Below are 20,986 nucleotides of genomic sequence, written 5' to 3'. Positions count from 1 at the left end.
GCATTTTGCCTGCCTCCCTGCCTTGCGCCAACCGATTGTTTCAATCAAATCAAACGCTTGGCTTTCTTCCTCACCGCCTCCGAGAACCTCTCTCGGCGGCAGCGGATGCGTACTTTACGGATCGGACGCCGCGTTGGCAAGCCCTTGAGTCAAAAAAAAACTGAACTCGATGACGACCGATGGTGGAGATCTGATATGTCCTGGGCCATCCAGGCCGATTGTCAGCGTCATCCCGAAGCGGTGGCGCGTCGATTGAGGCCTGGGCGCTTCATACTTTGGTCCGAATCGAATTCCGATAACCGCCATGACGGCAGGCAGCGCTTTGAGCGATGCCGGAACATTGGTAAAACCAATCATTGGAATCGTTATCGGGAGCTCCATCGCGTGACCTACCCCACCGTCAGGCAACCTCGCCTTGCCGATGTCATCACCGAACGTCTCGAGACGATGATCCTCGAGGGCAGCCTCAAGCCGGGGCACCGCCTGCCGGCCGAAAGGCAACTGGCCGAACGCTTTGGCGTGTCACGCCCCTCGCTACGGGAAGCCATTCAGAAGCTGGCCGCTCGAGGCCTGTTGATCAGTCGACAGGGTGGCGGCACCTACGTCAGTGAAAGTCTCGCCGCCAGTTACGGCGACCCAATGCTGGAGATGCTGTCGCGTCACGACGAGTTCCATCTGGATGTGCTGGAGTTCCGCGATGCAATGGAGGGGATCACGGCCTACCATGCAGCGATGCGGGCAACCCCGGCCGACAAGGAGATGCTGCAGCAGCGGTTCGAGGCGCTGGACAGAAGTTACCGGGACCCCGTTCAGCAGGGCGACCCACTACGCGAGGCCAAGGCCGATGCCGCCTTCCACCTCGCCATTGCCGAGGCCGCCCACAATGTCCTGATGCTGCATACCATTCGCGGCCTGTTCCATTTGCTGGAGAAGAGCATCGTCGGCAACCTGGCACATCTGTTCGAGCGCCCCAATGCCCGCCAACGCCTGATGGCACAGCATCGCGCACTGCTCGAGGCGATTCAGGAAGGGAGAGCCGAGGATGCTCGCACGTTGGCCCATGAGCATCTCGACTACGTCAAGGCGGGGCTGATCGACATGCAGCGTGCCGAATCGAGGGCCCGACGCGCCGAGAGGCGCTCGCAACTGCTGAGCGACCGCCTCGAACCCTGAGCGCGCCAGTCACCGATCATTCTCCGCTCAGGTGCTGGTCCTTCAGCTTGACGTAATTCCCCGCGGAGTAACTGAAAAACGTCCGCTCGGCGGCCTTGAGTTCGCGTAGCGGTTTGGCCGGGTTACCGGCATAGACATGGCCGCTCTCCAGCACCTTGCCCGGCGGAACCATGGCGCCCGCAGCGACGATCACCTCATCTTCGATCACGACTCCGTCCAGCACCACGGCGCCCATTCCGATGAGAACCCGATCCCCGATACGGCAGCCGTGCAGCGTGGCCTGGTGGCCGATCGTGACATCGTCCCCGATGATCAAGGGATGGCCGCCTGGGTTGTAATCGCTTGCGTGGGTACAATGCAGCACGCAGCCATCCTGCACGCTGGTGCGCTCGCCGATGCGAATGCGATGGACGTCACCCCGGATGACCGCCATCGGCCACACCGAGCAGTCGTCACCCAGCGCCACGTCTCCCAGCACGACGCTGGTATCATCGATGAACACCCGTTGTCCGAGGCTGGGCGCCACACCCTGAAATGTTCGAATTGCCATGAGTTCCCCTCCTGTACGCTATCCAGAATCGGCTTGACCCTCGCCGCATGGCCTAGAGAAGGCTGGACGCCAGCACCACGACCGTCAGCGGGATCGACACGTAACGCACCAGCCATTGCCATAGCCGGAAGCTGCCGGCGCCGACGCCCAGCGCCGCCACGGCGGCTTCCCTCGACATCACCCACACCGCGAAGATGGCGATTAGCAGACCACCGACCGGCAGGAAGATGTCGGGCGGAATGGTCGACACCAAGGTGAAGAAGTTCATCTCGCCGACCCAATGGACGTCTGCCAGGGTAGAGAACGAGAGCACCGATAACAGCCCCACCAGCCACACCAGCGACCCGACCAGAATAGCAGCCCGGCTGCGCCGCCACCCGGAACCGACCAGCATCGACACCATCGGCTCGGCGAGATTGATCGACGACGTCCAGGTCGCTACCAGCAGGAGCAGAAAGAAGGCGCCCAGCCAGACCTGCCCGCCTGGCAACTCACTGAAGGCGATCGGCAGCGTGACGAACATCAGTCCGGGCCCTTCGCTGGGATCGAGACCATGGGTGAAGACCACGGAGAAGATGGCAATACCGGAGAGCAGCGCCACTGTGATATCGAGCAGCGCCACGGCGAAGACGGCCTTGGGCAGACTCTGCTCCTCGGGCATGTAGGCACCGTAAGCCATCAGGGCGCAAGCGCCCACCGCCAGGGTAAAGAAGGCGTGCCCCATGGCATTGAGCACGACGCTCCAGGTGATGGCGGCGACGTTCGGCGTGAACAGCCAGTGCATGGCGGCCCCGAAACCCGGCGTGGTCACGGCATAGCCCCCGAGAACGATCAGGATCGCGTACAGCAGCGGCATCATCACGTTGTTGAGCTTCTCGATGCCGTTGGCGATGCCGGCCGCCACCACCGACATGGTCAGCAGCATGAACAGCGTATGGTTGAAGGTCATGCGCAGCGGATCGGCCAGGAAGGCATCGAAGCTCGCGCCGATCTGCGGGGGAGAGAGACCAACGAAGTTGCCATTGATGGCACTGACCAGGTATTCGATCGACCAGCCGGAAACCACCGAGTAGAACGACAGGATGAAGAAAACCGTGATCGCGCCGAAAAGCCCCAGCCATTTCCAGTGCCGACTGACATCGGCCTCGTCGGCCAGGAACGCCAGCGCCTGCATCGGACTGCGTCGACCGGCGCGACCGATCATGATCTCGGCCATCATCATCGGCAGCCCCAGCAGCAGCACGAAAACGATGTAAAGCAGCAGGAATGCCGACCCACCATTCTCGCCCGTCATGTAGGGGAAGCGCCAGATGTTGCCCAGGCCCACGGCGGCGCCGGTGACCGCCAGGATAAAGGCACGGCGGGACTGCCAGCGCTCCAGAGTTTCACTCATCATTCGGGACCTTTATCGAACGGATTGCGGCCGAGGGCGACCCACCCGGGACAGGCAGGGCTGGCACGAAAACGCGAAGAGCCTATCAGCACCGGGACGACTCGCCAATCTCGCCCAGGCCGGCATCCAGCAGCGGGCATTGCCAACGGTAGCCACCGGATTGAAAGCTGGCTCGGCTCACCCCATATAGAATGGCACTGATTCCATCGCCCGAGGTGACCATGTCGAATAATCCGCTGCTCGAGCATCATACCCTGCCGCCGTTCGAGGCGATCCGCCCCGAACACGTCGTACCGGCCATAGAAAGGATCATTGCCGACAACCGGCAGGCCACCGAGGCCCTGGCCCGGCAGCAGGACGTGAGCTGGCAGACCCTGGCCGCGCCGCTGGAATCACTCGACGACCGCCTGTCCCAGGCGTGGTCTCCGGTGTCCCACCTCAATTCGACGATGAACAGCGACGCGCTGCGCGACGCCTATCAGCAGTGTCTGGCCATGCTTTCCGAGTACGGTACCTGGGTCGGTCAGCACACCGCGCTTTTCAAGGCTTTCGAACGTCTGCGGCAGAGCGACGAGTTCGCCTCACTCGAGACCGCTCAGCGCAAGGCGATCGACAACACCCTGCGTAACTTCCGTCTCGCCGGCGTCGATCTGCCGGCCGAGGACAAGAAACGCTACGGCGAAATCCAGGCTCGCCTGTCGGAACTCGGCAACACCTTCTCCAACCAGTTGCTGGATGCGACCCAATCCTGGCATCTCGATCTTGCCGACGCCGACCGCCTGGGCGGCCTGCCCGAGAGCGCTCTGGAAACATTGAAGGCCAATGCCGAAACCAAGAGCGTTACCGGGTACCGGATTACGCTGGACGTCCCCAGCTTCCTGCCGGTCATGACCTTCGCCGAAGATCGCGAGCTGCGCCGTGAGGTCTACACCGCCTATGTCACGCGGGCTTCCGACCAGGGCCCCAAGGCCGGCGAAAACGACAATGCGCCGGTAATAGAGGAAACGCTGCGGCTGCGTCAGGAACTGGCCCGCCTGCTCGGTTTCGACACCTACGCCGACTACTCGCTGGCCACCAAGATGGCCGAAACGCCCGAACAGGTGCTTGGCTTCCTTGACGACCTCGCCGAACGCGCACACCCGCAGGCGCAGCGCGAATTCAACGAACTGGAGGCTTTCGCCAAGGAGACCCTCGGCCTCGATGCGCTGAAGCCATGGGACACCGGCTTCGCAAGCGAGAAGCTGCGTCAGGCGCGCTACGATATTTCTCAGGAGCAGTTGCGTCCCTACTTCCCCGCGCCGCGTGCCATCGAGGGCCTGTTCCGCGTTACCAACAAGCTTTACGGCATCCGCATGGCGGAGAATCCGGAAGCGCCCCGCTATCATCCGGACGTGAAATACTTCGACGTGCTCGATGGCGATCAGCCTATCGCCGGCTTCTATCTGGACCTGTACGCCCGAGAAGGCAAGCGTGGCGGCGCCTGGATGGATGTCTGCCGCACGCGTCTCCAGCGCGAAAGTGGCGAATTACAGCTGCCGGTGGCCTATCTCACCTGCAACTTCACGCCCCCGGTGGCGGGCAAGCCGGCACTGCTGAGCCACGAGGAGGTGCTGACGCTGTTCCACGAGTTCGGCCATGGCCTGCATCATATGCTGACGCGGCAGACGGTCGCCGATGTTTCCGGCATCAGTGGCGTCGCCTGGGATGCCGTCGAGCTGCCGAGCCAGTTCATGGAGAATTTCTGTTGGGAGCGCGAGGGTCTCGACCTGATCGCCGGCCACGTCGACACCGGCGACAAATTGCCGGACGAGTTGCTGGACAAGCTGCAGGCGGCGCGCAATTTCCAGTCGGCAATGCAGATGATGCGCCAGCTCGAATTCTCGCTGTTCGACTTCCGTCTCCATCACGAGCTCGAGAAACCGAGCGCCAGTGACGTCCAGCGTCTGCTCGATGACGTCAGAGCCAAGGTCTCGGTCGTGCCGGCCGTCGACTTCAATCGCTTCCAGAACGGTTTCGCCCATATCTTCGCCGGTGGCTACGCTGCCGGTTATTACAGCTACAAATGGGCCGAAGTGCTGTCGGCGGATGCCTACAGTGCCTTTGAGGAAGCCGGGATCTTCGATCCCGAGACCGGCCGACGCTTCCGCGAGGCGATTCTCGAACAGGGTGGCTCACGGGAAGCGGCAGAACTGTTCGAAGCCTTCCGTGGCCGTGAACCGAGCATCGATGCACTATTGCGCCACTCCGGTATCGACGCCAAGAACGCTGCCTGATCCTGGGCGGTGTCTGATCCCACAGTGAACCGGGCGGGCGCCAGTCAGCGCCCGCCCACTGCTTTCGAGGTAATGCATGTCCCAGACGCCGAAACGCTTCATTGCCGGCGCAATCTGCCCTCGCTGTGCCGCCATGGACCGCATACGTTCGTGGGAGCAGAACGGCATTCGCTACCGCGACTGCGTCAGCTGCGACTTCTTCGAGCAATTACCGATCGAGGACGACACGCCGCAGGAAATTCCAACTCGCGTCAATCAACCGCGTGACAAACAGCGGCCAGCCAGCGACGAGGTCCGCCCGGTGCGGATCATCGACCCCGGCAAACTGCATTGACGCCACCGGCAGTAGTCGTCACTGCGCGACAGCGCGCTGAACCAGACGGGCAAGGTCGTCATCCTGCCAGTCAGGCACGCTGCCGAGCTGTGGGTCCATTGCCTTGCCTGGCCGTGCGATGAACCCGGTTCGCAGCCCGGCCGCATTGGCACCGATCAAATCCCACCCGTGAGCGGCGATCATGATCAGCTCGGCGGTGGCGACGCCCCAGTGGCTCGCCGCATGCCGATAAGGCTCTGGAGACGGCTTGTATCGCCCCACGCTCTCGACACTTAGAATGGCATCGAAATAACCGCTCAGTCCGGCGTTGTCGAGCTGCCGATGCGCTGCCTTCAGCGCGCTATTGGTCAGCGCCGTCAGCGTATGCCCCTGCTCGCGCAACTGCGCCAGCGCCGCCGCCGAATCGGCGTGGGCCGGCATCGATAGAATCGCCTCGACCAGTGCCTGCTCGTCGCCTACAGCGATCGCGACACCATGTTTGGCACCGAGTTGGCGCAGCGCACTTCTGGCGAGATCTGCAAAGGGCTCGAACTCCCCCACCAGATTGGCCGTCATCCAGGTCTCCTGAAGCGTCAGGAACCATTCAGAGCGTGCAGCGTCGGTGCCGAACCAGCGCTTGAACAGCGGATCGAGCGCCCCCGTGTCGAGCAGTGTTTCATTGACGTCGAATACCAGATGCATCGTGGACTCCATGCCATCATTGGGGCTGATGATTCAGATCGGATGGGAAAAGCGTAGCGAGGGATAACGTCTAACGCTCGCAAGGTTCTCGATTCGGCGTCATCGATTGGCGGCCCCGCACCATCGCCTCAGTGCCACAGCGCCACACCCTGCATTACCAGCTGCCGCAGCACCGAGAAGGACGGTAGCCAGCTCAACAGGTGCGCCGATATCAACGCCAGCATCAGCGCACTGCCCGGTGACTGCCAGCTAAAGAATTTAAGGGCGGTACCGAACGAACGCTTGAAGCGCGCCCCGGTGAGATCGACGCTGTACAGCTCGTCCAGCATCAGGTGGATGACGAAGCCCAGTGTCATCGCCACCCCGTGTATCCAGGCCAGCCGTTCAGGCTGGTCCAGCAGGGAGAAACTGATCGCTGCCGTCGACAGCCCGCTGATCGACGCGGCCAGCAGCGAATGCCACAACCCGCGATGAACCGTGAAGCGTGCGAAAATCGCACCGGCCAGGTAGCGCACGCCGAGATAGATACCGCCGCAGGCGGCAAACAGATAGGCTGGTGTGACCCGATGCTGCAGAACCAGTACTGCCAGCACCACCGCGACGACGGCCAGGATATTGAAGATCAGGCGAATGGCCTGGGACTGATCGGCATCGATATCCGGGAGAATACCGCCGAACGCCACCAGCATCGCGACCACCAGCGACTGCCAGCCGCTCCACTGCCCTGCTTGCCATCCGGCCTGAGCGACCGCGACTCCCCCGACGGTCGCCACGCCGAGATGCGTTCGAAAATTGGCCATTGGCCGGGCGCCCCACAACTGGATAAATGAACAGATTATGGCGCGCCAGCCAATCAGAAAACAATAGCTTAAGAAAAGCCGCTCCAGGACGAACCGGCTTCGCAGCGACAAGAAAAGGCTCCACCTGTGGTGGAGCCGTCAATCTGCGTGCCGTTCAATGCGCGCTAGCTGCCGTCGATGACACCGCAGGCCACTCGGCTCCCGCCGCCACCCAACTTGGGCTCGTCGCTGTAGTTGTCGCCACCTTGGTGAATCATCAGCGAGTGACCGTCGAGATCGGCTTCGGCGAGTCGAGGTGCCAGCACCGGCGTCGTCGCTGTGCCGTCGTCCCCGACCGTAAGTGCCGGCAGATCCCCGAGATGACCCTCGTCGCTGTAAGGCCCCTGGTGTGTGCCGGTCTCGTCGGGATCGAAATGGCCACCGGCAGCGCCACCCGGGGTGACTTCGCCATCGGTCTCGCTGGTCTCGCAACTGGCGTTGGTGTGCAGATGGAAACCGTGAAGCCCGGCCTTCAGGCCCGACAGGTCGGGCATCAGCAGCAGACCATATTCGGTGTCCTTGGCGACCACCGTACCGACGCTATCGCCGATCCCGTCGGCGGATACCGCATGCATCTCCACCGTGGTGTCCGCCTGCGCCCACCCCGACAGGGCTAGCGCAACCCCCGCGGTCAGACCGATCCATCCGTTGCGTTGCATGGCGTTCTCCTCTGCATGAGTGACGGGTCTCGATCAGCGACTCGCTCGATCGGGACTGGTTTCAACGTAGCCAACCAGCGACCCGAACGCGAACGGCAGGGCTTCGACGAGGCGAACTCGGAGGCCAGGTTCAACTCAGGTTGTCGAGCACCCGAAGCACCGGCGCGGATTGATTCAGCGTGTAGAAATGCAGGCCAGGGGCCCCGCCATCCAGTAACCGCCGGCACAGCCTCGAGATCACCTCGGTACCGAAGGCCTGGATGCTGTCGCTGTCGTCGCCGTAGGCCTCGAGCTGCTTGCGGATCCAGCGCGGAATGTCGGCGCCGCAGGTATCGGAGAAACGAGCCAGCTTGGTGTAATTGGTGATCGGCATGATGCCGGGAATGATCGGCGTCTCCACCCCCATGGCGCGAACCCGGTCCACGAAGTGAAAATAAGCGTCGGCGGTGAAGAAATACTGGGTGATCGCGAGATCGGCGCCCGCCTTGGCCTTACGGGCGAAGTTTTCCAGGTCGCGTTCGAAGCTGGCTGCCTGGGGATGGGCTTCCGGGTAGGCGGCAACCGCGATCTCGAAATGATCGCCGGTCTCGTCGCGGATGAATTCGACCAGCTCGTTGGCGTAACGCAATTCGCCGGCGCCCCCCATGCCCGATGGTAAGTCACCACGCAACGCCACCAGGCTATCCACACCATCTTCACGGTAGGCGTGCAGCAGATTACGCAGCGCCGACTTGTCGCTACCGACACAGGAGAGATGCGGCGCCGTGGTGACGCCGCTGCGGCGGACCGCCTTGACGGTGTCGAACGTACGCGCCTGGGTGGAGCCACCGGCCCCATAGGTCACCGAGAAAAACCGCGGCTTGCGGGCGGCCAGTGCATCGCGGACCCCGCCGAGCTTTTCGCGCCCCGCGTCGGTATTGGGAGGGAAGAATTCGAAACTGAATCCCAGGGGAGGCTGCGTGCTCATGACAGTGTTCTCTTCGATGCGGCCCCGCGTGATCGCAGGCGGGGCGAGGTCTCGCTCTCGAGCGCTGATGTCCCGGTAGCGACGACCGACGATGGATTGACGACCATATGATGGCGATTCTGCCTTCCCGGGGCGATCACGGCCAATGAAACCTTCCCGCCATTTTCATGAACAAGGCTCATCACGAAGCGACATCCCGCGCGACAGGGTCAGGGATGCACGATCATGCCGTGGTTGCACTCGCCACCGGTGAGGCAGTCTCGCGTCTCGACCTGCAACGTGGCGTGCTGGATCCCGAAGCGGGACTGCAGCGTGGCATAGGCACGCTCGATGACACCGTCGTGAAAGGCGGGAGACTCGATCACCAGGTGCGCGCTGAGCAGCGGATCCTGTGGCGTCAGGCCCCATACATGAATGTCGTGCAGGCTCTTGACGCCCTCGACGTCGAGTAGCGCCTGCCGGATCTGACCGACATCGACACCTTCGGGCGTGCCCTCGAGCAGGGTATGCGCCGAGCGGCCCAGAATCTTCCAGGCGGCGCGCAGAATCAACGCCGCGGCCAGCATCGACAGCAGGGGATCGATCGGAGTCCAGCCAGTGAGCAGGATCACCACGGACGCCACGATAGCCGCCACCGACCCCAGCAAATCGCCGATCACATGCAACAAGGCACCGCGCAGGTTGAGGTTTTCCTGGTCGCCCCCGTGCAGGATCCTGAAGACCACGATGTTCACCAGCAGGCCCAACACGGCCACCACCATCATCGGGCCTGCCAGGACCTCGACCGGCTGGGTGAATCGCTGGATCGCAGCGATCACGATCCATACCGCGATCGCCAGCAGCGTCAGCCCGTTGACGAAGGCGGCCAGTACCTGGAAGCGCTGATAACCGAAAGTGCGAAACCTGTCCGGTGCCTTGTCGCCCATATAGAAGGCGAACAGCGCAAGCCCGAGCGAGAAGCTGTCGCTGAACATATGCCCGGCGTCGGCCAGCAGCGCGAGCGAGCCGGAAATCCAGCCGCCCACCACCTCCGCCAGCATGAAGCCGGCGGTCAGGACCATCGCCAGCCTGACGCGCCTGACACTGTCTGCCGTCACGGTTGGCGCATGATCGTGGGAGTGACCATGGTCGTGGCCGTGAGAATGCCCTTGCCCGGCGTGATCATGAGAGTCGTGATGCGAGTGGTCGTGCGAAGCCATGTCGTGGATCCTGACGGATGTGTCCCTGGATCTTAGCTCACGACCCCGACGCTATTGTATTACACGCTGTTGGCATGGCGAGCGCACTCGGCTCCCACGATATCCCTAGGACAACGGGGTTCGATCGACTACGTTGAGATCACGACCGGGGCGTGCCGGAGCCTGGCCGCCACCCATCGCGCCATCACCATCGAGGAGGAAGTCATGAGCGAGCAGACCTTTTTGACCGACATCAAGACGATTCGCGAGCGAGCCCGCCAGCATATCGAGAATGGCGCCGTCACCGAGGGGTATGGCGCCGACCGCGAGATGGTCATCAAGATCCTCAACGAGGCACTGGCAACCGAGATCGTCTGCGTACTGCGTTACAAGCGGCATTACTACATGGCCGACGGTCTCAGCGCGAGCATTGCCAAGGATGAGTTTCTGGAGCATGCCCAGGAGGAGCAACAGCACGCCGACCAACTTGCCGAACGCATCACCCAACTGGGCGGCGCCCCCAATTTCTCGCCGGAGGGGTTGCTGAGCCGCTCGCACTCGGAGTACGCCGAGGGAGAGACGCTCGAGGAGATGATCAAGGAGGACCTCATTGCCGAGCGGATCGCGATCGACAGCTACCGCGAGATCATCACCTATCTTGGCGACAAGGATCCGACCTCCCGCCGAGTGATGGAGGACATCCTGGCCCAGGAGGAGGAGCATGCCGACGACATGGCGGCGCTACTCGAGGGGGTCAAGACCCGCAACTGATATCGCCATCGGGCCATTTCGACCCGCCGAACTGGCCCGAGCCCCCAACGCCTCAGTCGTCATGTCGCGAGCGTTGGCGCCACAGATCCCAGGCGATCCCCGAGGCGATGCCCGCGCCAATTCCCCACCCCCATTCGGCGGAAATCATCCAGACCACCAGCCCTACCACGATACCGATCAGCGAACCCTGCATGGAGTCTCCATCGATGGCGACGTTGTCGTCGAGGCATCATTGTAGTCACGACTTGCACGGCAGCGGGAATTCACGATTACGCAGGAGGTTGCGCGACGGGCCAGGCCGGCGGCGAAATACAGACTTCAGCGTGACTGGGCGTCGAAATCATGGCAATACGAAGTGAGCGGCAGGATATCAACGACACCGAACCGAGGTAACGGTGTTCGGAATCGGTGGTGGCCGATAGACAGACTGGAAGAGAGAACCCACTCCCACGTTCCTTCGCGGTGAGAGCCACTTGGCTAAGTGGGCAATGTCAGAGTGGACCTTCATCGTCGCCACGCCAACGTTTTTCTCGTGATATCTTGATCGGTTTTGCTAATAACAAAACTTAAGTGTTCTTAATCATGCGTTTATAAGCCACTGACTATCCAGTAAAACACGTAATTTTTTGCAACAGCCGGAAATTGGCCGTTTTCGTGTCACCGATGCGAGGCAGAGCACCGGAATCAAGCGGCTGCCGACACCGGACAGCCTCCTCGTCCGCAGGCAAGATGATGGCGGAAGAGAGTGGGAGTCGAACCCACCAGAGACTGCTGGCAGCCCCTACAGGAGTTGAAGTCCTGGCGCCCCACCGGGGAACGATTCTCTTCCTGAGAAAGGATTCGCAAAATGCCCTTGCCGGCCGACCTTGCAATCCCCTTCGGGTGCTCGACCGCCGAGGATCGGGCCCAATCACTCGAACAGCATATCTTTCCGGATCACCTTATGACCATCCCCGACCCGCCGGGTGAAGCCGATCCGATCGAAAAACTCGAGAATCGCCACCGCCAGTTTCCGGCCACAGCCGATCCGATCGCGAAATGCCGCCGCCGTCGCCCCGGCTGGCGACTCGCCATCGAGTTGCTGAATCAACGCTGCCAGTTCGGACACTCGGCTCGCCAGGAAGAAGTGATCATGACGCAGCTGATAGACATCGCCCAGTAGCGCGCAGTCATGCAGTAGCTGGCGCACGTCGGTCTCGGCCCAGCCAAGCTGCCCGGCGATGTCGCGCACCCGAGGCGGATCGCAGGGCTGCGCCACGAGCAGCGGGCGTACCGTATCCCAGCGCTTTTCGTCCTGCGCCGACAGCGATGCCGTATGCGATGCCAGCGCCACGAACGGGCCGTGCTGGGCGAGATCACCCCGCGCTTTCCAGTGCTCGAGCAGCGGCCGGAACAGGTCGGCGGGTAGTCGAGGCGCCACCATGCGACGCAGACGATCGATGTCGACGCCTCGCATTGCCGGCTCCAGCTCGTGGATCGACGCCAGACGTTCGGTCGCATCGTCATACAGCGATCGCTCATAGGTCGGCGCCAGGGCGTGATGCTCCGCCTGGTTCGACAGCACGAGCCAACGCGCCGCTGACGCGCTTCGCTGCAAATCGTCGACCGGCACGTCGAGATTCACCGCCAGCGCCGCGAGATCCACGCTGGTCATCTCGGGGGGCGAGCCCTCTTCGCGGCGGGAAAACAGCAGTTGCCAATCCGGCGGCCCGGCCCCCTCCGACAGCACCTCGCGCAGTCGACCCAACCAACTCAGTCGATCCGGTTTCCGGCCGCCGCGACGGGGCGGGGCGACGTCCAGCACCCTGGCGCCCCCCAGGGTCCGGCTGGCGCCATGATCGCGGATCACGATGCGGTCGCCATGGACGGCCTGCAGCGGCGAGTCCAGCACCAGTTGCGCCAGCGCCGAGCCGCCGGCGTCCAGCGTGTCCGCCTCCAGCAGTGCAACCCGCCCCGTCACATGGGCACTGCCGTGGTGCAGATGGACCGGCGTCCAGTGCCTGAGCGCTGGGGCTTCCGGCAGCCAGTCCAGGGCGACGTCGAGGCGTGTTCGGTCGGCTGCCAGGGAGGCGGACGTCACGACCCAATTCCCTCGGGCGAGCCGGCTCCGCTCGATGCCCGACCCGCTCAGATTGATGGCACAGCGCTCACCCGGCCGCGCCAGGTCGACCTCACGATCTTGCGCGCGCAGCCCGCGCACCCGTGCGTCCATTCCGCCAGGCAACAGGCGTACCGTGTCGCCGAGGGCGACGCGGCCGCTGCGCACAGTACCAGTCACCACGACGCCAGCACCTGGCTTGACGAAGACACGATCGACGGCGAGCCGGAAGCGCCCCGCCTCATGAATGGGCAAGGGTCGCGCCGCCTGCGCCCACAGCGTGCTCTCGAGCGGTTTCAGACCGACACCGGTGACGCTGGAAAGCGGAAAGATCGGCGCGCCGGTGAAAGCTGTCGTGTCCAGCCAGGCGGCGATCTCGCGGCGCACCTCGTCGATGCGCACCGGCGCCACTCGATCGATCTTGGTCAGCGCGACCCAGGCCTGGGTCACGCCCAAAAGTTCGAGGATGCGTGCGTGTTCGAGCGTCTGCGGCATGATGCCGTCATCCGCCGCGATCACCAGCAACATCGCCTGCATACCCACGGCACCGGAGAGCATATTGGCAACGAAGCGCTCGTGCCCCGGCACATCGATGAACCCCAGCACGGCCCCGGCCTGTCCCGGTGGCGGCTCGGGATAGGCATAGCCAGCCTCGATGGTGAGTCCCCGTGCCAGCTCCTCCTTCAGGCGATCCGTCGCCACACCGGTCAGCGCATGGATCAAGGACGTCTTGCCGTGGTCGACGTGGCCGGCGGTACCAACGATCATCGGGTGGCACGCCACAGCTGCCGAATGCCCGGGAGCTGCGCCAAGAACATCCGCTCGTCCGCCTCACGGCACAGGCAACGAAGATCGAGCCACAGTGCGCCTTCGTGCAAACGGCCGATCACCGGTCGCGGCAGTGCGCGCAGGGTGCGCTCGAGCCGGGCGAGCGCCGGGCCCTCGGCGCACCCCACGACCAGCGCATGGCTGTCGAGCCGATCGACCGGCAGCGAGCCGCTGCCGAGCTGACTTCGGCAAGCCCGAGTGACGACCTCGGCGATGCCATCCAGTGCCGTCTGCATCTGCGGCAACAGTCGCGCCGCTTGCGCTTCGATCTCTTCGACGCCACGCGAGAGCATCGCCAGCGTCGGCAGATGCCGGGCCGGCTCGGCACTATCGCGATAACACCGGAGCGTGGCTTCCAAGGCTGCGAGCGTGAGCTTGTCGCAGCGCAGCGCCCGCTTGAGCGGATGCTGCTTGAGTCGCTCGATCAGCTCGCGCTTGCCGACGACGATACCGGCCTGGGGGCCGCCGAGCAGTTTGTCGCCGCTGAAGGTGACCAGATCCGCCCCGGCGGCAATCGCCTCTCCCGGTCGCGCCTCGTGAGGCAGGCCAAGCTCGCGGAAATCGGTCAGCGCACCACTGCCGAGATCGATCATCAACGGGATGCCGTGGTCGTGGGCGATTGTGGCCAGCTCGGCCTCCGGCACGCTGCTGGTGAAGCCGGTGACAGCGTAGTTGGAGGTGTGCGCCTTGACGATCAGGCCACTGTCGTCACCGAGAGCCTGACGAAAGTCACGCGCGTGGGTGCGGTTGGTGGCACCGACCTCGACCAACCGACAGCCAGCCGCGGTCATCACGTCCGGCATCCGGAAGGCACCGCCGATCTCGATCATCTCGCCGCGGGATATCACTGCCTCGCGGCCGGCGCCGAGCGCCGTCAGGGCCAGCAGTACGGCAGCGGCATTGTTGTTGACCACCGTCGCCGCCTCGGCGCCGGTGAGCTCGATCAGCAGTCCCTCGACCAGGCGATCACGATCCCCACGCCGCCCCTTGTCGAGATCGTATTCCAGCGCTACCGGATGGCGCGCTGCCTGAACCACGGCATCGATGGCCGCTTCGGAAAGCGGTGAGCGGCCCAGATTCGTGTGGATGACGGTCCCGGTGAGATTGAAGACGGCGCGGACGTTGAGGCGCGCCTCGGCGGCCAGCGCGCGCTCCACGGCCGCGAGCAGCGCCGCTTCATCGATCATCGGGAGCGGCGATCTCGCCGGATCGCCCAGACGGCGTCGCCATTCGGCCAGGGTCGCACGGACGGCCCGAATCACGAGACTATCGCCATGCTCGCGGCGCGAGGCTTCGAAGCGGGGGTGATTCAACAGCTGATCGACCGCCGGCAACTGACGACGCGGGTCATTCGGATTGGCAGCACTATCGGACATGAACGGCTCGCGGTAACCGGCGGGAGGAGTCTCGATTTAATCGTTGCCGGCGATTGGGAACAAGCATGACGACAGCCAATGACACCCGGCGAGCCACGGGGAGGGTACGCCGTGGCTCGCCATCATCAGCGCGATCCCAACAATTGCGTGGATTCAGGCCGGCTCCCCCAGCACCAGTAGTGGATTGAAAGCGCGGCGCGCCAGATCGCGGTCGGCGATCATCATGTCGAGTGCCAGGCTGGCGAGGTCGTCGGCCAAGGGATCGGCTGCGGCCTCCCACTCCCGGTTGACCCATTTCAGATAGCTGTGGCAGTGATCGCAGGTCTCGGCCTGAACGGGCAACACCCGTTCGCCCTGCTCATCCTCCAAGCCACAGTAATCCAGGTCTTTACTGTCGCCACACTGCGCGCATCTGGCACGCTCGGCGTACCACTCGCTGGCGCACAGCCCGCACTGCAGATAGCGCACCCGGGAGCGGGCCATCCCGATCTGCACCAGACTCCCCACCGCCGGGGCACCACAGCAAGGGCACAAGGCGCTGACGGCACCCGCCGGGCGCGGCGGCGGCACGGGGAGCGAGCGCGCCTGGCGAGTCCAGGCCACCTGCAGTGCCGCGCCCATGAGCGGCGCCATCCCGCGTTGCTCCAACGCCAGCGGCTGACCGGCCAGTACGGCCCGGGCCAGTTCGACACGCTCGGCGACGGGGAGATCGCGGAGCGCGTCGAACCAAGCCCGCTGGGGCGCCACGACGTGGCCGTCCAGCTCCACCAGCAGTGCGTCGAGGTCTTCCGCCCAGGACATGTCCCGCCACAACCCATCCAGGGAGAGGGGCGGAATGCCATGGGTCATCGCCAGCTGTGCCCCGCCTACCAACGAGGGCCGGGGCAGTTGGACGACGCGATGCTGGGCCTCGACGATCATCGCCATGAAGCGCAGGTAGGCAGTCATCGTCGGCAGCCGTTCGGCCAACTGCCGCAGCCGCTGGGCACGCTCGGCGAAGACCTTGCGCGAAGGCAGCGTCACCATCGGCGGCGCCCCCGGGGAAGGGGGCGCCTGACCGAAGGCGTGGTCGCCGTTCGCGCCTGGCGTTGCTTCGGACGTCGGATCGTCAGGGTTGGCGTTCACGGCGCTGCGTCTCCTCTTGTTCACGAGCCCACAGGCCATGGTGATGACGAGCCCAGGCGCGGGTCACCCAGCCTCGCGTCATCGAACGGACCGAGCCCTTGACCCAGATCGCGGCATAGACGTGAACCACGATGGTGACGATGGCGACGAAGGCTGACACCGCATGGAGCAGGCTGGCGAACCGAATCAGCGGAATCGGGAAGTAGCCGGCGAACCATGGCCGCCACATGATCACGCCGCTGACCAGCAACAGCGCGATCGACACCACCAGCGACCAGTAGACCAGCTTCTGACCGGGGTTGTACTTGCCGATGGGCGGCAATTTTTCGTCACGATTGTCGAGCACGTCACCGATCTGGCGCATCCACTGCACGTCGTTCTCGCCGAGCAGATTGCGGCGCACGTGCCGTACTGCCATGGCGTAGAACAGCAGTACCAGCGCCACGCCGAGGAACGGGTGGAGAATCCGCGCCCATACCGGCCCGCCCAGCGTATGGCTCAGGAAGAAAAATGCCGGGTGGAAGAACGCCAGCCCGGAGAGCGCCAGCAGCACGAAGACCATGGCCATGGTCCAGTGGTTGGCGCGATCCAGCGGCGAGTAGCGAATCAGGCGATCCCGAGGCATCTTCATCGATTTTCTCCCTGCGGACGATCGTCCGCACTCCGCCCGGCTCCGGGGCGCCGCCGGGTAGCGTCATAGCCCAGCGAGGCAGGCGGGACGCCGTCGTCGCGCGCCGCTCGATGCTCCTCCTCGGGCGAGTCTTCCGGCTCTTCCTTGGGCCCCTTGGTCATGTAGTGGATCACACCGGCAAAGGCGGTGATGCCGATGATCGCGGACATGATCGGCTTGGTTGCCCCCTTCCACGCCCCGACCAGCGGCGAAATGCGTGGATCCTTGGGCAGCCCGCTGTAGCGATTGGGGTCATTGGCATGATGCAGCACGTACATGACGTGGGTACCGCCAACCCCGGCCGGATCGTAGATACCGGCATCGCGGAAGCCCAGCGCCTTGAGATCGCCGACCCGCTTCTCCGCTCGCGCCAGCATGTCCGTCTTGGTGCCGAACTCGATGCAGTTGGTCGGACAGGTCTTGACACAGGCCGGCTCCATTCCCGCATTCACCCGATCCGAACAGAGCGTGCACTTGTAGGACTTCTGGTCCTTGGGCGAAATGCGCGGAATGTCGAACGGGCAGCCGGTGATGCAGTAGCCGCAGCCGATGCAGTGGTTGGAGTCGAAGTCGACGATGCCGTTGGCGTACTGCACGATCGCGCCAGGGGCCGGGCATGCCTTGAGGCAGCCCGGCTCGGCACAGTGCATGCAGCCATCCTTGCGAATCAGCCACTCGAGATTGCCGTCGGCGCTTTCATGCTCGCTGAAACGCATCACCGTCCAGGACTCGGCGGTGAGGTCGGTGGGGTTGTCGTAGGTGCCGTGGCACTCGCCGACATCGTCACGCAGGTCGTTCCACTCCATGCACGCCACCTGGCACGCCTTGCAGCCGATGCACTTGGAGACATCGATCAGCTTGGCCACCTCCTCCACATGGCTGCGCGCCTGAGGAGGCTCGGTGGTCGTGGCGGAGCGGGCGATGATGTTTTGCGAATTGATCATGGCGAGCTCCCTATGCCTTCTCGACGCGGACGGTGAACGACTTGTATTCCGGCGTCTGCGTGTTGGCGTCACCGACGAACGGGGTCAGGGCGTTGACCAGGTAGCCTTTCTTGGCCACGCCGGTAAAGCCCCAGTGCAGCGGAATACCCACGTGGTGAACCTGCTTGTCGCCGATCATCATCGGCCGCAGCCGTTTGGTCACCACCGCCACCGCCTTGATGAATCCACGATTGGAAGACACCTTGACCCAATCCCCGGCGACGATGCCGATCTCACTAGCCAGCGCTTCGCCGATTTCGACGAACTGCTGCGGCTGCACGATGGCGTTGAGCTCGGCGTGCTTGGTCCAGAAGTGGAAATGCTCGGTCAGACGATAGGTCGTCGCCGCGTGCGGGAACTCCTCCGGCTTGCCCAGCGCTTCGCGGTCCTCGTCGAAGATCCGGGCGGCCGGATTGTTGCGCGCCTTCTCCTTGCCCGGGTGCAACAGATTCTGCGGCACCGGCGACTCGAACGGTTCGTAGTGCTCGGGGAACGGCCCGTCGACCATGCTCTGCCCGGCGAACAGATGGCCAACCCCCTCCGGCTGCATGATGAACGGCATCTGCCCCTGGGATGGCGGCGAGTGGGTCGGGAAGTCCGGCACGTCCGCACCGACCCAGGCTCCCTGCCGGCCATCCCACCAGATGAACGCCTTGTTGGCGCCCCACGGACGGCCCTGCAGATCGGCGCTGGCCCGGTTGTAGAGGATGCGGCGATTCATCGGCCAGGCCCAGGCCCAGCCCAGGGTGTTGCCGGTGCCGTAGGGGTCCGAATTGTCGCGATTCGCCATCTGGTTGCCGTCTTCGGTCCAGCAGCCGGTGAATATCCAGCAGCCGGCCGCCGTGCGACCGTCGTTGGTCAGTTCCGCGAATCCGGCAAGCTGCTCGCCGGCACGCCGGGTCACGTTGCCCTGTTCGTCGGTGAGATCCTCCAGCGCGCGACCGTTATACTCCCGCGCAAGCTCCTCCGCCTTGGGGTCCGCGGGGATCTTGTAATCCCAGGTCAGGTTGAGGATCGGATCGGGAAAGACACCGCCCTCATCGAGATAGAGCTGTTTCAGCTTGAGAAACAACTCGCCCATGATCCGGGTATCCGGCCGAGCGTCACCGGGCGGCGGCGCGGCCGCCCAGTGCCACTGCAGCCAGCGCGCGCTGTTGACGATCGATCCATCGTCCTCGGCGAAGCAGCAGGTCGGCAGACGAAAGACCTCGGTGTCGATCTGGCTCGGGTCGACATCGTTGTATTCGCCGTAGTTCTTCCAGAACTCGCTGGTCTCGGTATTGAGCGGGTCCATCACCACCAGATACTTCAGTGACGCCAGCGCTCGGGTCACCTTGGCCCGGTCGGGGAAGGAGGCCAGCGGGTTGAAGCCCTGGCAGAAGTAGCCATTGAGCTCCCCCTTCGACATGCGCTCGAAGGTATCGAGAATGTCATAGAGCGGCCGTTCGAGCTTGGGCAGCCAGTCGAAGCACCAGTTGTTGCCCTCGTTGGCGGCCCTGCCGAACCATGACTTCATCAGGCTGACGTGGAATTTCTCGTAGTTCTTCCAGTAGGAGACCTGCCCCTCCACCGTCGGCTGCTTGGCACGTTTGTCGATATAGGCGCGGTACTCCTGCTCCTTGGCGTTGGCCAGTGTCATGTAGCCCGGCAGCAGTTGGGAGAGCAATCCCAGATCCGTCAGCCCCTGGATGTTGGAGTGCCCGCGCAGGGCGTTGACGCCGCCGCCAGGCATGCCCATGTTGCCCAGCAGCAACTGGACCATGGCCGCGGTGCGAATGATCTGCGAGCCGATCGAGTGCTGCGTCCAACCCAGCGCGTAGAGGATGGTCATGGTCTTGTCGGGCACCGCCATCGCCGCGATCTTCTTCCAGATTCGCTGGATGGTCTCGACCGGAATCCCGGTGATGCTGGAGACCATGTCCGGCGTGTAACGCGAGTAGTGCCCGCGCAACAGCTGGTAGACGCAGCGGGGATCGCTCAGCGACTCGTCGCGGCGCACGAAGCCATCGTCGCCCATCTCGTACATCCACGACTGCTTGTCGTAGCTGCGGGTCGATTCGTCGTAGCCTGAAAACAGGCCGTCCTCGAAACCGTAATCCGGGCGCACGATCAACGCCGCGTCGGTGTAGTTCAACACGTATTCGCGCTGGATCTGGTCGGTCTCGATCAGGTAGCTGATCAGCCCGCCGAGAAAGGCGATATCGGTGCCGGTACGGATGAACGCCTTGTCCTGCGCCACGGCGCCGGTGCGGGTGAAGCGAGGATCGATGGTGATCAGCTCGGCGTGGTTGTGCTCGATGGCCTCGGTGACCCAACGGAAGCCCACGGGGTGCGCCTCGGCCGAGTTGCCGCCCATCGATAGAATCAGATTGGCATTGCGGATGTCGACCCAGTGATTGGTCATGGCACCGCGACCGAATGAAGGGGCAAGACCTGCCACCGTCGGTCCGTGTCAGACGCGTGCCTGATTGTCGAACGCCACCATGCCGAGATTGCGCACCACCTTGTGGGTGATGTAACCGGCTTCGTTGGAGGAACCGGACGCCGCCAGGAAACCCGTCGTCGTCCAGTGATTGACCGTCTGCCCCTGGGCGTTGCGCTGGACGAAGTTGGCGTCGCGATCGTCCTTCATGTGCCGGGCGATTCGGTTCAGCGCCTCATCCCAGGTGATTCGCGTCCATTCACTGGAACCCGCTTCGCGAACTTGCGGATATTCGAGCCGCCCCTGGCTATGAACGAAGTCGAGCAGGCCTGCGCCCTTGGGGCAGAGCGAACCACGAGACACAGGATGGTCGGGATCGCCTTCGATATGGAAGACATTCTGTTCGACGTTCTTGGAGCCGTCGCCCCGGCTGTAGATCAAAATGCCGCAGCCGACGGAGCAGTAGGTGCAGGTGTTACGAGTCTCTTTGGCGTGGGTCAGCTTGAATTGCCGAATCGAGGCCTCGGCGGGCTCCGGGGCGAACCCCATCATCGCCAGGCTCGAACTCGCCAACCCCGCCCCGCCCAGTTTGAAAAACTGGCGCCGAGTGACGTTGATAGCCATCAGTTATCCTCATCGGTCTTTGACTGACACCTCTGCTGCCGG

General features: G+C 63.7%; 19 protein-coding genes and 1 tRNA gene. 4 read left to right on the top strand and 16 right to left on the bottom strand.

Annotated elements, in window-relative coordinates; all coding sequences use genetic code 11:
- Nucleotides 1-114: 114 nt before the first annotated feature.
- Complete coding sequence (locus tag DOM54_RS20145) at nucleotides 115-357, bottom strand: hypothetical protein (RefSeq protein ID WP_162619937.1); 243 nt, start codon at nucleotides 355-357, stop codon at nucleotides 115-117.
- Nucleotides 358-384: 27 nt separating this feature from the next.
- Between DOM54_RS20145 and DOM54_RS19135 the strand changes: the two genes are divergently transcribed.
- A complete protein-coding gene (locus tag DOM54_RS19135; protein ID WP_110717854.1) occupies nucleotides 385-1,173 on the top strand; it encodes a GntR family transcriptional regulator in 789 nt (262 codons plus the stop codon).
- A gap of 16 nt (nucleotides 1,174-1,189) precedes the next feature.
- Here DOM54_RS19135 and DOM54_RS19130 read toward each other — a convergent pair whose 3' ends face one another.
- Both DOM54_RS19130 and DOM54_RS19125 read right to left on the bottom strand, forming a co-directional pair.
- Nucleotides 1,190-1,723, bottom strand: coding sequence for a gamma carbonic anhydrase family protein (locus DOM54_RS19130; RefSeq protein WP_110717853.1), 534 nt, complete (start codon nucleotides 1,721-1,723; stop codon nucleotides 1,190-1,192).
- 52 nt (nucleotides 1,724-1,775) lie between these two features.
- The gene (locus DOM54_RS19125) at nucleotides 1,776-3,116 is read right to left on the bottom strand and encodes a sodium-dependent transporter (protein WP_110717859.1); all 1,341 of its coding nucleotides are present in this window, start codon (nucleotides 3,114-3,116) and stop codon (nucleotides 1,776-1,778) included.
- 221 nt (nucleotides 3,117-3,337) lie between these two features.
- Here DOM54_RS19125 and prlC point away from each other — a divergent pair, with 221 nt between their 5' ends.
- Nucleotides 3,338-5,389: an oligopeptidase A gene (gene prlC, locus DOM54_RS19120; RefSeq protein ID WP_110717858.1), complete on the top strand. Its 2,052-nt coding sequence runs from the start codon at nucleotides 3,338-3,340 to the stop codon at nucleotides 5,387-5,389.
- Nucleotides 5,390-5,465: 76 nt separating this feature from the next.
- Nucleotides 5,466-5,723, top strand: coding sequence for a YheV family putative zinc ribbon protein (locus tag DOM54_RS19115; RefSeq protein WP_110601225.1), 258 nt, complete (start codon nucleotides 5,466-5,468; stop codon nucleotides 5,721-5,723).
- A gap of 18 nt (nucleotides 5,724-5,741) precedes the next feature.
- On the opposite strand, the gene DOM54_RS19110 is transcribed toward DOM54_RS19115, so the two are convergent.
- The 5 genes from DOM54_RS19110 to DOM54_RS19090 form a co-directional block, all read right to left on the bottom strand.
- Nucleotides 5,742-6,404 carry a haloacid dehalogenase type II gene (locus tag DOM54_RS19110; protein ID WP_162619936.1) on the bottom strand — a complete coding sequence of 221 codons (663 nt, stop codon included), beginning with the start codon at nucleotides 6,402-6,404 and terminating at the stop codon, nucleotides 5,742-5,744.
- A gap of 128 nt (nucleotides 6,405-6,532) precedes the next feature.
- On the bottom strand, nucleotides 6,533-7,204 hold the full coding sequence (locus tag DOM54_RS19105) for a metal-dependent hydrolase (RefSeq protein WP_110717851.1): 672 nt from the start codon (nucleotides 7,202-7,204) through the stop codon (nucleotides 6,533-6,535).
- 164 nt (nucleotides 7,205-7,368) lie between these two features.
- Nucleotides 7,369-7,902, bottom strand: a complete 534-nt coding sequence (sodC, locus tag DOM54_RS19100; RefSeq protein WP_110717850.1) for a superoxide dismutase family protein — start codon at nucleotides 7,900-7,902, stop codon at nucleotides 7,369-7,371.
- 130 nt (nucleotides 7,903-8,032) lie between these two features.
- Complete coding sequence (metF, locus tag DOM54_RS19095) at nucleotides 8,033-8,869, bottom strand: methylenetetrahydrofolate reductase [NAD(P)H] (RefSeq protein WP_110717849.1); 837 nt, start codon at nucleotides 8,867-8,869, stop codon at nucleotides 8,033-8,035.
- Nucleotides 8,870-9,078: 209 nt separating this feature from the next.
- Complete coding sequence (locus DOM54_RS19090) at nucleotides 9,079-10,068, bottom strand: cation diffusion facilitator family transporter (RefSeq protein ID WP_110717848.1); 990 nt, start codon at nucleotides 10,066-10,068, stop codon at nucleotides 9,079-9,081.
- A gap of 204 nt (nucleotides 10,069-10,272) precedes the next feature.
- Between DOM54_RS19090 and DOM54_RS19085 the strand changes: the two genes are divergently transcribed.
- On the top strand, nucleotides 10,273-10,818 hold the full coding sequence (locus DOM54_RS19085) for a ferritin-like domain-containing protein (RefSeq protein ID WP_110717847.1): 546 nt from the start codon (nucleotides 10,273-10,275) through the stop codon (nucleotides 10,816-10,818).
- A 52-nt stretch (nucleotides 10,819-10,870) separates the two neighbouring features.
- On the opposite strand, the gene DOM54_RS20140 is transcribed toward DOM54_RS19085, so the two are convergent.
- The 8 genes from DOM54_RS20140 to fdnG all read right to left on the bottom strand — a co-directional run bounded on the left by DOM54_RS20140 (nucleotide 10,871) and on the right by fdnG (nucleotide 20,869).
- Nucleotides 10,871-11,011, bottom strand: a complete 141-nt coding sequence (locus DOM54_RS20140; protein ID WP_162619935.1) for a hypothetical protein — start codon at nucleotides 11,009-11,011, stop codon at nucleotides 10,871-10,873.
- A gap of 540 nt (nucleotides 11,012-11,551) precedes the next feature.
- A tRNA-Sec gene (locus DOM54_RS20135) sits at nucleotides 11,552-11,647 on the bottom strand.
- Between the two features lie 81 nt (nucleotides 11,648-11,728).
- Nucleotides 11,729-13,684 carry a selenocysteine-specific translation elongation factor gene (gene selB, locus DOM54_RS19080; RefSeq protein WP_110717846.1) on the bottom strand — a complete coding sequence of 652 codons (1,956 nt, stop codon included), beginning with the start codon at nucleotides 13,682-13,684 and terminating at the stop codon, nucleotides 11,729-11,731.
- On the bottom strand, nucleotides 13,681-15,120 hold the full coding sequence (gene selA, locus DOM54_RS19075; RefSeq protein WP_110717845.1) for an L-seryl-tRNA(Sec) selenium transferase: 1,440 nt from the start codon (nucleotides 15,118-15,120) through the stop codon (nucleotides 13,681-13,683). Before selA ends, selB begins: the two co-directional genes overlap by 4 nt.
- A gap of 153 nt (nucleotides 15,121-15,273) precedes the next feature.
- Nucleotides 15,274-16,245 (bottom strand): formate dehydrogenase accessory protein FdhE, encoded by a 972-nt coding sequence (gene fdhE / locus DOM54_RS19070; RefSeq protein ID WP_240613972.1) that lies wholly within the window; start codon nucleotides 16,243-16,245, stop codon nucleotides 15,274-15,276.
- Nucleotides 16,229-16,876, bottom strand: a complete 648-nt coding sequence (locus DOM54_RS19065) for a formate dehydrogenase subunit gamma (RefSeq protein WP_206019153.1) — start codon at nucleotides 16,874-16,876, stop codon at nucleotides 16,229-16,231. Before DOM54_RS19065 ends, fdhE begins: the two co-directional genes overlap by 17 nt.
- Nucleotides 16,873-17,859 (bottom strand): formate dehydrogenase subunit beta, encoded by a 987-nt coding sequence (gene fdxH, locus DOM54_RS19060; RefSeq protein ID WP_110717844.1) that lies wholly within the window; start codon nucleotides 17,857-17,859, stop codon nucleotides 16,873-16,875. Before fdxH ends, DOM54_RS19065 begins: the two co-directional genes overlap by 4 nt.
- 10 nt (nucleotides 17,860-17,869) lie before the next feature.
- Nucleotides 17,870-20,869 carry a formate dehydrogenase-N subunit alpha gene (gene fdnG, locus DOM54_RS19055; protein ID WP_240613974.1) on the bottom strand — a complete coding sequence of 1,000 codons (3,000 nt, stop codon included), beginning with the start codon at nucleotides 20,867-20,869 and terminating at the stop codon, nucleotides 17,870-17,872.
- Nucleotides 20,870-20,986: the final 117 nt, after the last annotated feature.

Source organism: Salinicola acroporae (genome assembly GCF_003206615.1).
In the GTDB taxonomy this organism is placed as follows: Bacteria; Pseudomonadota; Gammaproteobacteria; order Pseudomonadales; family Halomonadaceae; genus Salinicola; species Salinicola acroporae.
This window is presented reverse-complemented; position numbering and strand designations above follow the sequence as displayed.